The organism is Haloferula rosea, from assembly GCF_016595525.1.
Taxonomy (GTDB): domain Bacteria; phylum Verrucomicrobiota; class Verrucomicrobiia; order Verrucomicrobiales; family Akkermansiaceae; genus Haloferula; species Haloferula rosea.
The window spans coordinates 237,322-250,265 of record NZ_JAENII010000001.1; the positions used below are offsets into that span (position 1 = coordinate 237,322).

The following is a 12,944-nucleotide window of genomic DNA, read 5'->3' on the forward strand; positions in this document are numbered from 1 at the left end:
GGGATTCTTAAGGGATCAGGGTTCAAAGTGGAGTTGCACCTGATCGAGGATCGGCTTGGACTCGTTTTCGGTCGTGTCTGTCAGGCGAAGCTCGAACTGAAATCCGTATCCTTCCGGTAGGTCATCCAAATCCAGCTGTGCCGGGGTCTTGGCGACCTGTTTGGCAAATCCGGGAATGGCCTCGTAGCGCTCGCTCACCGACTGCCATTCTGTCCACTTGTCGACAGATCCGTCCTTGTCGGTATCCACGCCGACGCGGACCTCCACGCCATCGACCCAAGGTCCGGGGCTGACAAAATCCTGATTCGTCTGGGTGATCAGGTAGAACATCCCTTCGGCGAACATGATATCCGGGTCGGGGTGGCCTTGGCCGATGTTGCCGCAGAAGGTGAAGGGCTTGTTGATGTCGGAGGAGGTGAACCAGGCCACGCTCATGGCCTGCTTGCCGTGGCCACCGGCAGGATCGAAATCGCAGAACAGGTAGTACTGCCCGCCGATCGAAATCGCCGACCAGTCGCCGTAGGCGTTCTGCTCCGGTTCGTGGATTTCATACTCCGCCACGGACCTGACCTCGCCTTCCTTGATCCGGTGCTGGGGAATGCTCTGCGTTACCACCTTGCCGGGGAATTTCTCCGGAGCCGTCCGATACCAGTGGGGATGAAAGTATTCACCGAACTTGCCGGTTGGGTTCGTGCGCTCGTCCACTGCCGGTTCCACAATCCTGAAGCCGCCCTTGCCATCCTCGCTCACGGCGTGGCCCGCGAGAGGCGAGTCCCAAGCGTGCTTGCTGGCGTCGATCGGGCTCCAGTCCTCGTAGATCAAATGGAACCTGCCCTCAAGATCGCGGATCACGGCGCAGTCGGAACCGTGTGATGGATCCGCGAAAGCCATGCCCATGTCCTTCCCGGCCACTCCATCGATCAGGTCCTCCTCAATCACGAGGTGAGGATCCTGGTCGTTGGGGTAGTCATAGTAGATGTAGGCCTTCCCATCAACGAGTTCGGCCGTGGTCACACAGCCTCGCGCCGTCACCTGGCCGTGATAGACCCAGTTGAGCATGTCACGGCTTTGCCAACCGTGGTAGCCGGCTTTGCGCTTCGTGAGGCCTCCCGGAGCGATGAATTGATTCGGGTAGGATGAGGTCAGAAGGGGCATGTCGAATCCCTCAAGGGTCGCCGGCAATCCCGCACCCTTGGTCTGCTTTTCCCGCCCGTAGGCTGCGAAGATCCAATAGTTCTGCGGTCCCATCCGGAGGAAGACCGGCGCATTGCTTGCATTGGCCGGTCCGATGTTCCCGGCATCCTCCCAGTTCTGCCAGGCTGGCGACTGGCTGAGCGTGATCTTCCCGGCCTGACGCTTCTCGGAAAAAATCCTCAGCTTGCTCTGATAGACGGCCTTCTCCCCGCTGGGCGATGCCTGACCATCGGCAATCTCCAAACCCTCCTGATGCGACAGGTTCGCCTTCCACTCGTCCTGGCTGGCAATCGTCCAGGTCTTCGCTTCGTCCTCAGCGAAACAGGCTCCCGGGAGCCCGAGAACCAGCAGCGCCAAGGTAGGGGATTTTGACGTCTTCATCATTTCCCGCTCTTCCAGAGTTCAATCTCAGCCACATCGTTCTTGGCGGCAGCACCATCCGTGCTGCGCCCGCGACTCACGTCCGACTCCAGCTGTTTCAAGAGGCGTTCCGCGACTTCCGGGTGCGACTCGTAGAGGTTCTTCGTTTCGCCCGGATCCGCCTCAAGGTCGTAGAGTTGGGCCACCGGAGCACCCTTCTTCACCTGCTTCTCGGTCGGCGAGGTCCACCCACCGGAACCCTTTGCCAGCAGCAGCTTCCATTTCCCCTGACGGTAGGCGAAGTGGCCGCTGATCGAATGATGGATCACGCCCTTGCGCGTCGATTCGATGGTTTCACCCTTCAGTGCCGGAGCGAAGCTGATGCTGTCCTCGCCAGCATTGTCGGGCAGAGTTGCACCACTCAACTCGGCACAGGTCGCCATCAGATCGGTCAGGCCGATCGTCTGGTCACTGGTCGAGCCCGCCTTCACCACTTTCGGCCAGCGGACGATGAATGGCACGCGGTGGCCGCCGTCCCACAGGTCGGCCTTCGATCCCCGAAGGTGAGCGCTCGGGAAGTGGCCCTGCGCCTCGAGCCGGTCGATCCTTGCCGCCTTCGAACAGCCATTGTCCGCGGTGACGATGACCAGCGTGTTGTCGGCGAAGTCCGAAGCATCCACCGCCTTCATGATCTCACCGATCACGTGGTCGGTTTGCATCTGGAAATCTCCGTAGCTGCCGAGCCCGCTCTTGCCCTTCCATTCCTCGGTCGGAACGATGGGGGTGTGTGGCGAGGTCAGCGGCACGTAGATGAAGAATGGCTTCGAACCGTCCTGCTTCTCGATGTATTCGACGGTCTTGCGTCCGATCTCCGGCAGCACCTGGTCCTTCTTGAATCCTGGTGCGGGTTTGGTCGGCTGGCTGTTGTCCGCGGTGCCGACGAAGCGATCGTTCTCGATCCAGATGTAGGGAGCCATGTCGAGCGAGGCCGAAATCCCATAAAGGTAGTCGAAGCCGCGATCCACGGGGCCGTCCTTGATTTCACCCTTCCAATCGATGTGCGTTCGCTTGGGCTTCCGTGAATCCGGAGGTCCATCCATGATGGGCTTTCCTTCAAGCACGGGCAGGTTCATCCCGAGGTGCCACTTGCCGACCATTGCGGTTTTGTATCCCTGCTGCTTGAGCAAGGCGGGGACGGTCAACCGATCGGCGTCGATCAGTGGCTCGCTGTAGCCCCAGAGCACGCCCTTCTGCAAATGGGTGCGCCAGTTGTAGCGGCCGGTCAGTACGCCATAGCGGGTCGGTGTGCAGACCGAGGAACTCGAGTGCGCATCGGTGAAAATCATCCCTTCCGCTGCCAGGCGATCCATGTGGGGGGTGGGGATCTTGCCCCGCTCGGGATTGAGGCACTGCACGTCGCCGTAGCCCATGTCATCCGCAAAGATGTAGATGATGTTGGGTTTCGGTGCGGCTCGCAGCGTGACGAGCGAGACGAAGAGCAGGAGAATGAGTCGGTTCTTCATGGGAAAATCAATGCGTTTGGAGTGCTGAGGTTGGTTGGGAAACTAGGGTGCATGACTCGGTTTCAAGCTGGATGGTTCAGGCTTCTCCAACTCGACCAGCCGGGACGATATGAGGAGTCCCCGGGCGTCTTCCAGATTCACGTAGTAAGTCATGCCGGTATCCGGCAGCCGTGCCTTGACCGTGCGAGTCATGGCATCCACTTCTGCCTCCATGGACATCCACGGACCCGGTCGGGAATGCTTCGCCTTGGGATCATCCTTGGGCTTCCGGTAGGTCAAAGGCTCATTCAGGTAGTGAACCGTCGCTTTCTCGATGGGACTTTCGGATTCATACTCAAGCTCGATGGCCCGGCCGACTGGCTGGGTGACGATCCTCGCCAGGGCTGGCCCGTTTCCCTTCAGTTGGTGATCCGCAAAGGCATAGATCTCCGGGACGCGCACAGGATCCCAACCCGCGCCGTGACCGTGAGGCAATCCCGGGTGGATGCTCAGCCATGCATGATCGCTCGTGACATCAAAACTCTTCGAGGTCGTGTTGACCGAGAAGTGGCCGTCTCCATCACCATTGACCCAGAGGGTGGGGACGGTTCCGTTTGCGAAATGCCGGGCCGGATCCCAGAACTTCTCGGCTTCGGTCCGCACGCTGCTGAAGTGTCCATGCGACTCGTAGAGGTAGCCGCAACCGTAGACCGGGATCGCGCATTTGTAGCGGGCATCGATCCCGGAGACGAGGCTGCTCAGGATGCCACCCCAGGAGATCCCGGTCATCCCGATCCGGTCTGCGTCGACTTCTGGTAGGGAGGCCAGAAGTGTGTGGGCGACGAAGATGTCGGACACGGCATGGTACATCCATTGTGCTTCGAGAGGTCGTTCCGCATCACCGAAGCGTCCGACACGGGAGGGACCACTGTGATCATGGCTCAGCCGTCCGCGTCCGGTCGCAGCATCCTTCGGGAGATGCCCTTCGAGATCCATGGCGATTGCCGCATAGCCGCGGTCGTTCCAGAGTTTCACCCACTCGTAGAAAGCAGTGCCTCCACCGCCATGAACCAGCACCATTCCCGGCACCGGCTTGTCGCTTTCGGGGATCCCCAGATAGGCGAATACCCGCTTCTTCTTCCCGTCGTGGGGGACGCTGTCAAAGAACACCGCCTTGACGCTTCCTCGGTCATGGGACGAATGCGAATGAACCGCAGGAACCTCAAACACCAAAGGATCGAGCCGCTCGAGCAATGACGGGTCGGGAGCTTCCGCCGCGGGAGCGGCCAAAGGTCCGATCGCCCAGGCGATTCCAAGTTGGATGCATCTCCGGATCATTGTCGAACCCCTCTGCGGATGTTGATCTTGCCGGTATCGTTCTTCTGATCCGGCCCCGCGGTGCTTCGTCCGCGCTTTACGTCAGATTCAAGTTGGGTGATCAGTCGCTCAACGATCTCGGGATGGGAGTGGTAGAGGTTGTTCTGTTCCTCAGGGTCGACCTCCATGTTGTAGAGCTGCATTGGTGCATCGACTCCCATCTTCTCCCGGGTCCAGCCGCCGGAACCTTTGGCCAGAAGCAGTTTCCATTTTCCCTCGCGATAGGCGAACTGCCCGCTGACCGAATGGTGCACGACACCCTTGCGGGCCGACTCGATCGGCTTGCCCTTCAGCGCTGGCGCGAAGCTGACGCTATCCTCGCCGGCATTGGCAGGCAGGGTGGCTCCACTCAGCTCGGCGCTGGTGGCCATCAGATCGGTCAGGCAGATCACTTCATCGCTGGAAGATCCGGCTTTCACCCCGGCCGGCCAACGGACGATGAAGGGGACCCGGTGGCCGCCGTCCCAGATGTCGGACTTCGAGCCACGGTATTTCCCGTTGGGGAAATGGCCCATTTCTTTCAAGGCGGGGATGTCCGCCACCTTTGAACAGCCGTTGTCGCTGGTGACGATGATCATCGTGTTCTCGGCAAGCCCCGCCTTGTCGACCGCCTCGGTGATCCGGGCGACCACGGCATCGGTATGCATGACGAAGTCGCCGTAGAGTCCGAGCTTGCTCTTACCCTTCCACTCGTCGGTGGGAATGATGGGGGCGTGCGGGGAAGTCAGCGGCACGTAGAGGAAGAACGGCTGGTCCGCGGATTGCGTTTGAATGAACTGGGCCGACTTGTTGCCGATCTCGTCGAGCACATCGATGGCCTCGAAGTCGGCATGCGCCGGTCCCTTGCGATGGAAGGCCTTGGTGGTCGTGCACTTGCCGACGAATTGGTCATCCTTGATCCAGATATACGGCGGCATGTCCAGGGAGGCGGAAATGCCATACCACGAGTCGAAGCCGAGATCGACCGGACCTCCGGTGATGCGGGCGCTCCAGTCGACTCCATCGACCGCCGCACGCTGGCCGCGCGTCGGTTTGCCCTTCGGGTCGACGAGGCCAAGTCCCAAGTGCCACTTGCCGACGATGGCCGTGTTGTAGCCCTGCTTCTTGAGAAGCCCGGCGACGGTCAGGCGATCGGGGGCGATCAATGGCTGGTCGAAGCCGAAGAGCACTCCGCTCTGCTTGTAGGTGCGCCAGTTGTAGCGGCCGGTGAGCACGCCATAGCGGGTCGGTGTGCAGACCGATGAGCTGGAGTGGGCATCGGTGAAGACCATGCCTTCCTTCGCCAGGCGGTCCATGCCGGGCGTCGGGATCTTGCCGTGCTCGGGATTGAGCGCCTGGACATCGCCGTAGCCGAGGTCGTCGGCGAGGATGTAGATGATGTTCGGCTTCTCGGCGGCAAAGGCCGCTGAACCGATCAGGCAGGCCAGCGTGAGTCCGATGGATTTCAGATGGGTCATCATGTCTATCGAGCCTCCTTGACCGCTCCGGGCAGCTTGTGCTCGCCCGCACCGCGGCTTTTCCGGATGTCGGTGTGGCGCTTGGCGCGCGTGGTGTACCAGTGATACTTGCCCTTGGCCTCGGGGTCGGCCGCGATGGCATCGGCGTATTCCACGGCGATCACCGTATTTCGCGCATCCGGTGCCTCCTCGGGCACCTCGATGGTGGTGACGTGACCGTCGGCCTTGTAGGAAATGGTCAGCGGCTTCTTTTCGGAGTCCGAGAGGAAGTAGGCTTTGACCGGCTTGCCGATCAGGCCGTTGAACTCGATGCCCTCCGGCTTCCACTCGAGGACGTGCAGGTAGACCGTCTTGTCCTTCTGGGTCATGGCGCCCCACCAGAAATCGAAGTCGACGGGGGATGAAGTGGTGCCATAGATCGACTCACCATTGACCGCCATCCATGCTCCGGCGGCTTTGAGGCGTTCGGATTCCTCGGGTAGGATGTTGCCTTTGGGATCGGGGCCGACGTTGAGCAGGAGGTTCACGCCGCGGGCTGCGCAAAGGGCCAGGAACTCGACGATGTCCTTCTCGCTCTTCCAAGCGTCATCGGTGCGGTCGTAGCCCCAGTTGTGACGCATGGTCATGCAGGTCTCGCTGTCTTCGGTCATGCGTGTTGCGGGAAGCATGCGGTCGGGAAGGGAGTTGAAGTCGGCAAACTTCTGTTTCTCTGCCGGGACCTTGCGGCTGTAGAGGCGACTGCAGATCACCGCGTTGGGCTGGAGCTCGCGGACCCGTGCGCCCTGCGCGTCGGCCTCGACCAGGTCGTTGCCGCCGGTATCGAACCAGAGCACGGACATCTCACCGTAGTTGCTGAGTAGTTCGTCCAGATTCTTTTCCACCAGTTTGAGGTATTCCTCGGTGGTGAGGGTTCCTTTTTCCCGGGCCCGGCTGCGGTGATACCAGTCCTTGAACTGGGAATAGTAGACACCGAACTTGATGCCCTGCTTCGCGCATTCGTCCGACAGCTCCTTGATGATGTCGCGCTTGAACGGCGTCGCGTCCATCACGTTGTAGTCGGTGGCATCGGTATCGAAGAGGCAGAAGCCGTCGTGATGTTTGGAGGTGATGACCATGTACTTCATGCCGGCTTCCTTCGCGAGGGAGACCCATTTCTTGGCATCGAAGTCGGTCGGATTGAACTGGGGTGCGAGGGTCTCGCGGTATTCCTTGCCGGGGATTTTGGCGCTGTTCATCACCCACTCGGCGCTGGCGCCGCCCTGTTCCTTGCCGTAGTCCTTGCCTTTCCATTCGCCACCGGCGATGGAGTAGAGGCCCCAGTGGATGAACATGCCGTAGCGCGCGTCGCGCCACCATTCCATGTGGGAGTCGTCCTGCTGGTCGCAGCGGGCGGTGGAGGGGATCAGGAGAAGGGATGCGAAGCAGGAGATGAGGGTTTTACGTTTCATGATTCGGTTCTGGATGGATTGGATGATGGATGGCTGAGCACCAGTCTCTCCCTCTGGTTTGAGCGCTCTGATCCGCTCTCAGGAGAGGTGCCGAGGTCGTTCGGGAGACCCCGCGGCTTATCGAGGTGAGGAGGGTCACATTGCGGTTGGGGGTGGCCATGGACGGTCAATTCCTGAGTTCCGAGCTGGGAGGCAATGGCACCTCGTTCTTCGTGCGCCACTCCACGAGCTGCTTCAGCATTTGCTGCGCGATTTCGGGGTGGCTCTTGGCCAGGTTCTTCTTCTCTGCCTGGTCGTCGTTGGTGTTGTAGAGTTCGATGTCCCCCTTCTTCAGATACTGGATCAGCTTCCACTCGCCCTTGCGGATGATCGAGCACGGCGGGTCCTTGTAGGTGCTGGCGATGTGCCAGAAGAGGGCTCGCTCATTGAGCTCCCGCCCCTGCATGAGAGGAAGCCAGCTGTCGCCGTCGAGGGTGGCGGTGTAGTCATCGACCCCGGCCAGATCGAGGAAAGTGGGGAAGAGATCGAGACCGTGAACCGGGGTGGCATTGCGTGAAGCTCTCACCACGGAGGGCCAGTGGACCAGTGCGGGAACGCGCAAGCCACCGTCATACACGTTGCCCTTCGCGCCCCTCAGGTTCTTGTTGGCGCTCTGCAGCCCGTTGAAGCCGTTGTCGGAGGTGAAGACGATCACGGTGTTGTCGCGCAGACCCGCCTGGTCGAGGTAGTCGGTGAGGCGTTTCACGTTGTCGTCGATCGACTTGATCATGGTCGCGTAGTCGGCGACTTCCTTCTTCTTTTTCGCCGGCCCCATGCCCTGTCCGGTCGACGGGTCGCCCTTCTTCTTCAGGAAGTGTGTGCGCAGTGCTTCGCTCCGTGGAACCGACGGTCGATGGGGGGCGTAGTAGTGAAGATTGACAAAGAAGGGGCCATCCTTGTGACGTTCGATGAAGTCGATCGCGTCGCTGGTGAGACGGTCGGTCAGCCATCCGTCGTCCGGCTTGTCCTCGATGAACGGATTCTTGAAGGGGGCGACGTAGCCGCCACCGGGCGCGTTGTAGCCCTTGTCGTAGCCGCGCGCCGGGTCACCCCACCAAGTGCCGCCGACGTTCTCATCGAAGCCCCGGCCGGTGGGGTAGTACTTGCGAATCTCCGGCGTCTTGTGCGCTGCGACCCAGCTGAGGTCGCCATTTCCCGGTTGGGTCAGCTTCTTTTGCAAGGAACCCGGTGTTTCCGCAGCGGGGTTCGGCCCGACGATGTGCCACTTGCCGAGGTGGATCAGTTGGTAGCCCGCCTTCTTCAATGGCTGCGAGAACACCGGGTGTTCCTCACCGACCGTCCAGCGCGAGAAGATGTTGTCGCTGCTGTTTCCCTTCTCCAGCACCGGCACGGTGTAGCAGCCGGTGCGGAAGGATTGCCTGCCGGTCAGGATGGCCGCGCGCGATGGCGAGCAGGTGGGATACATGAAGGCGTTCTCGAGCACCAGACTGTGCTTCGCCAGAGCATCGAGATGCGGGGTCTCGAAGTATTTGCTCCCCATGAAGCCCACGTCCTGCCAGCCAAGGTCATCCGCCAGAATGAAGATGATGTTGGGCCGTCCCTGATCCGCGCCCGGGGAAGGGGAGATCAGGGTGATCGCGAAGATCAGCAGAGAGGTGAGGTGCTTCACGGTCTTAGTAGCTCAACTTGCCGCCGAACTTTGATTTCTGCCGCTCACTCTCCCACCATTCGTTGGGGCCTTCCTTCACGATGTCCTCCCACAGCTTGAGCAGGGTTTTCTTCATCTCCTCGGTCTTCTCGGGCATCTCGGTGGAGAGGTCGTTGGCTTCCGCCATGTCCTTGGGGATGTTGTAGAGCTGGAACTTCGTCAGCGTTTCATCGCCGACGATCTTCCAGTCGCCGATGCGCATCGCGACGCGTTGGTCGGGAGGTGAGACATGCGTGCGCCAGAACAGCGGCTGCTTGCGCTCCACTGGTTCACCCTTCAGGGCGGGCAGCATGTTCGCGCCGTCGATGGTGCGGTCGTCGGGCAGTGGGATCCCGACGATGTCGAGCACGGTGGTGAAGACATCGGTGCCGATCACCGGGACGTCGCTGGTGGTTCCGGGTTTGATGTGCTTGGGCCAGCGCACCAGGCCGGGGACGCGGATGCCCCCCTCGTACTCGCTGCGCTTGTTGCCGCGCAGTCCGCCACTGGAACCTCCGAAACCCGGGACGGGTCCGTTGTCGGACGTGAAGAACAGGAAGGTGTTGTCGCTCACTCCCTGTTCCTCCAGGGCGTCCATCACCATGCCCAGCGCGTGGTCGAGCTGGGTGATGTTGCCCATGTATTTGGCGTTCTTGTGGTCCTTGTAGAGCGCCTGGAACTTGGAATCGGTGGCGATTGGCGAATGCGGTTCGTGGATCCACACCGAAAGCGCGAACGGCTTGTCAGGGTTGCGGATGTCCTTGAGCCAGCGACCGGCTTCGGCGGCCACCAATTGGGCCGAGTAGCCTTCCATCTCACCGACGGGCTCGCCGTTGCGGACGAAGTTGTTCGGGTTCTTGTGGCTCGGCGCCGCATTGTTGTGCGTCGCCATCCAGTAGTCGTAGCCGTGGTCGCCGGGTTGGGGGAATTTCTCGTTGTTGAACTGCTGCTTCGAGAGCAGGTGCCACTTGCCGACGTGGCAGGTCTCGTAGCCTGCCTTCTTGAGGAGCTCCGGATAGGTGATCTCACTCGCCCGCAAGTGGGCCTCATGGTTCCCGGAAAGGTGACGATACACGCCGTTCCGGTAGGGAGTGCGGCCCGTCAGGATGGCCGATCGGGATGGTGAGCAGACGCCGCAGGCCGAGTAACACTGCGTGAGTTTCACGCCCTGCGAAGCCAGCTTGTTCATGTTCGGCGTTTTGATCAGCTCGTTCCCGTAGGTCTCTGAGTCGCCCCAGCCCATGTCGTCGGCGACGAAGACCACGATGTTGGGAGGTTTCTCCGCGGCAGCGGCGGAGAGCCCGACGACGCTCGCTGCCAAGGCAGAGAGCATGAATATATTTGATTTTTTGATCATGGGTTGGTCGATATACTCAAAACGCGGTTTTGCGGTGGGTCTTTCGAAAGATGCGACGCGGTTCGATAAGTCCATGGCTGTCAGACGCCAATAAGACCGTTGTTTGGAGAATTGCCGGGATCTTTCGCGGCTTGCAGACAGGAGGGGTGAAACGGAGCTTTCCATCCCTCGAAACAAGCCAAGACTATCTAAAATATGCCAAAATGACGAAAAGTGTTAACGAGATTCACGGTGTGCTGACGCCAAAGGGTCCTCCCAGCTGGCTGGCTGATCCGAAGTTGCGGCCCGCGTCGAGGACGGGAAGATCCGCAGTCTGGAGTGAAAGAATTCGAGGGCTCCGTCCAGAAACTCGTTAACGTCGTGGCGCCCTATGGCTTATTTGGATTGGATGAGTTCCGCCTCCAACGTTTCTCCGCAATTTGTGACCCTCCTGACTGACCACCAGGAAGTGTTGCGGTCCTACATCATTTCCCAGATCCCCAATCACGCCGATGTGCGGGATATTCTGCAGGAGGTGAATGTGGTCCTGTGTGAGAAGATGAACGATTTCAAGCTCGGCACCAATTTCGGAGCCTGGGCGTGCACCGTCGCCTACTACACGATTCTCGACTACCGGAAGAAGCAGAAGCGGGAGGGCTTCCTGGTCTTCAACGAGGACCTCTGCCAATCCCTGGCCACGCAGTCCGAAAAACGCGAACCCGCGATCCTGGAGGCCAAGAGGCGCGCCCTGCAGTTCTGCCTGGGCAAATTGTCGCCGGCTCACCGTGAGTTGATCGAGGCACGCTACGATGACGAGCGTGGCGGCATGGAACAGATCGCTGCGGAAACCGGGCGGACCCGGGCGTCGCTGCGGGTCACACTTTCTCGACTGAGAACGACCCTGCGGCGCTGCATCCACAATACCCTCGCGGTGGAAGGAGGTCGGCTTTGAAGAGTGGAGAATTTGAACTCGCGATTTCGCGATACCTGGATGGGACGATTTCACCTGAAGAGTTCGCGGAACTCGAGGAATACCTCGCGAACTCCGAGGAGGCACGAGAGCTCTATCTTGATTACGTGGATGTCCACAATGTGCTCGACCTGGAGATCTCGATGCCGCGAGTGATCCATCCTGCGTTCTCAAACGTCGTGCCTGTCGAGCAGATCAGGGAGCGTCAGCAGCGTCGTTCCATGATTCAGGCCACAATGGTTGCGGCGGCCGTGCTGATGTTGCTCGCGGTGGTGTTCAAGTTTGTGATCGTGCCCGATCGCCCACCGCTCCTCACCTTCGAGGTCGCGCCGGATACCATTTTTGCGGTGACCCATTCCAAGGCACGGGCGGACGGGAGTGAACCTGAAGCAGGCACACTGGACAAAGGTTCCCAGCTGAAACTCCGGCAAGGAACCGTCAAGCTCACTCTCTCCAATGGCGTCACTTCGGTGGTTCAGGCTCCTGCCAATCTCACCCTTGTCAACGAAGACCGGATGGCCATTCGGGAGGGGGTGGCGTGGTTCCATGTCCCTGCGAATGCTGTCGGCTTTCAAGTCACTACGCCTCGCCTGCAGATTGTCGATCTCGGGACCGAATTCGGTGTGACCTGTGCCCCGCACGCTCTGGATCAGGTCCATCTTCTGCAAGGCAGGATCGAGGTCAGCCACCGTGTCGGGCTCAAGAACAAGGAGGTTCTCAGTGGGACCACCGCACGGATCGCAGGACCTGCCGGCCGACTCAATCCCACCCCGGTCCGTGCGGAGGATTTCATCAAGACTCTCCCGAGTTCGCTGCCTTATGTTCACATGTCTTTCGATGAGCTTGAGGGTGGAGGGCTCACTGTGGAGGGAACCCACCCCAGCGTCCCCGACATCAGGGCCCTTCTTGTGCGCCCCAAGGCGCTGGTCGGGCCATCGCTGAGCCCCGGAAAATACGGTAACGCCCTGAAACTTCATGGGGTCGGGGATTTCGTGCGCACCAACTGGCCGGGGATCTCAGGGAGCCGGCCCCGGACGGTATCCTGTTGGGTCAGGCTGCCCAAGGAGGGGGATTTCAACCCTGCCATTCCTCTCCTCGGCTGGGGGTCCATGCGCAACAACGGCAAGTGGAAGCTCCATGCCGTGCCGGATCCGGAAGTGGGTGGACGAGTGGCCCGCATTTCCCTCGGGAAAACCTGGTATTCCACGGATGACATCCGCATCGACGACGGTGGCTGGCACCATTTGGTGGCCGTTTACTACGGTGACATGCTCGAAGACGGCCGGCCCAACCTCGCCATCTACGTCGATGGGCTGCACCGAGCACTCATTCACCGTGGTGAAAGTGGAGAGCTGGAGCGTTTCAGCGAACTCTACACCATCACCGATAGCAAGGACTCGGAGCCGTTTCTGATCGGCAAGGCTTTGAGGAAACGAGGTCCCTCCTTCACCGGGGAAATCGACGACCTGTTCATTTATGACGGTGCTCTGAGCGACGACTCGATCCGACGGCTTGCGGCCGAAGAGTCACTCGTGACCGACTCCCCGTAGCCTCATCTTCAAACCCATGAACTTGAACCCATCATCCAACGCGGCCCTGCCGTCGTTTTCGGA

The 12,944-nt window shown here is 60.4% G+C and carries 9 protein-coding genes; 2 read left to right on the forward strand and 7 right to left on the reverse strand.

All coding sequences use genetic code 11. From position 1 onward, the window contains the following. Positions 1–15: 15 nt before the first annotated feature. From JIN81_RS00815 to JIN81_RS00845, 7 genes are all read right to left on the reverse strand, one after another. On the reverse strand, positions 16–1,575 hold the full coding sequence (locus tag JIN81_RS00815; protein ID WP_343217925.1) for a glycoside hydrolase family protein: 1,560 nt from the start codon (positions 1,573–1,575) through the stop codon (positions 16–18). Beyond that, on the reverse strand, positions 1,575–3,077 hold the full coding sequence (locus JIN81_RS00820) for a sulfatase family protein (protein WP_200275274.1): 1,503 nt from the start codon (positions 3,075–3,077) through the stop codon (positions 1,575–1,577). Before JIN81_RS00820 ends, JIN81_RS00815 begins: the two co-directional genes overlap by 1 nt. Before the next feature lie 42 nt (positions 3,078–3,119). Beyond that, positions 3,120–4,394 carry an alpha/beta hydrolase family protein gene (locus tag JIN81_RS00825; RefSeq protein WP_200275276.1) on the reverse strand — a complete coding sequence of 425 codons (1,275 nt, stop codon included), beginning with the start codon at positions 4,392–4,394 and terminating at the stop codon, positions 3,120–3,122. Beyond that, the gene (locus JIN81_RS00830; protein WP_234044357.1) at positions 4,391–5,893 is read right to left on the reverse strand and encodes a sulfatase family protein; all 1,503 of its coding nucleotides are present in this window, start codon (positions 5,891–5,893) and stop codon (positions 4,391–4,393) included. Before JIN81_RS00830 ends, JIN81_RS00825 begins: the two co-directional genes overlap by 4 nt. 2 nt (positions 5,894–5,895) lie before the next feature. After that, a complete protein-coding gene (locus tag JIN81_RS00835; RefSeq protein WP_200275277.1) occupies positions 5,896–7,338 on the reverse strand; it encodes an alpha-L-fucosidase in 1,443 nt (480 codons plus the stop codon). A 166-nt stretch (positions 7,339–7,504) separates the two neighbouring features. Continuing rightward, on the reverse strand, positions 7,505–9,007 hold the full coding sequence (locus JIN81_RS00840; RefSeq protein ID WP_200275279.1) for a sulfatase: 1,503 nt from the start codon (positions 9,005–9,007) through the stop codon (positions 7,505–7,507). 4 nt (positions 9,008–9,011) lie between these two features. Further along, positions 9,012–10,358, reverse strand: a complete 1,347-nt coding sequence (locus JIN81_RS00845; RefSeq protein WP_234044358.1) for a sulfatase-like hydrolase/transferase — start codon at positions 10,356–10,358, stop codon at positions 9,012–9,014. A 412-nt stretch (positions 10,359–10,770) separates the two neighbouring features. Between JIN81_RS00845 and JIN81_RS00850 the strand changes: the two genes are divergently transcribed. After that, on the forward strand, positions 10,771–11,313 hold the full coding sequence (locus JIN81_RS00850; protein ID WP_200275283.1) for a sigma-70 family RNA polymerase sigma factor: 543 nt from the start codon (positions 10,771–10,773) through the stop codon (positions 11,311–11,313). Further along, the gene (locus JIN81_RS00855) at positions 11,310–12,881 is read left to right on the forward strand and encodes a LamG-like jellyroll fold domain-containing protein (RefSeq protein WP_200275285.1); all 1,572 of its coding nucleotides are present in this window, start codon (positions 11,310–11,312) and stop codon (positions 12,879–12,881) included. The genes JIN81_RS00850 and JIN81_RS00855 overlap by 4 nt, the downstream gene beginning before the upstream one ends. Positions 12,882–12,944: the final 63 nt, after the last annotated feature.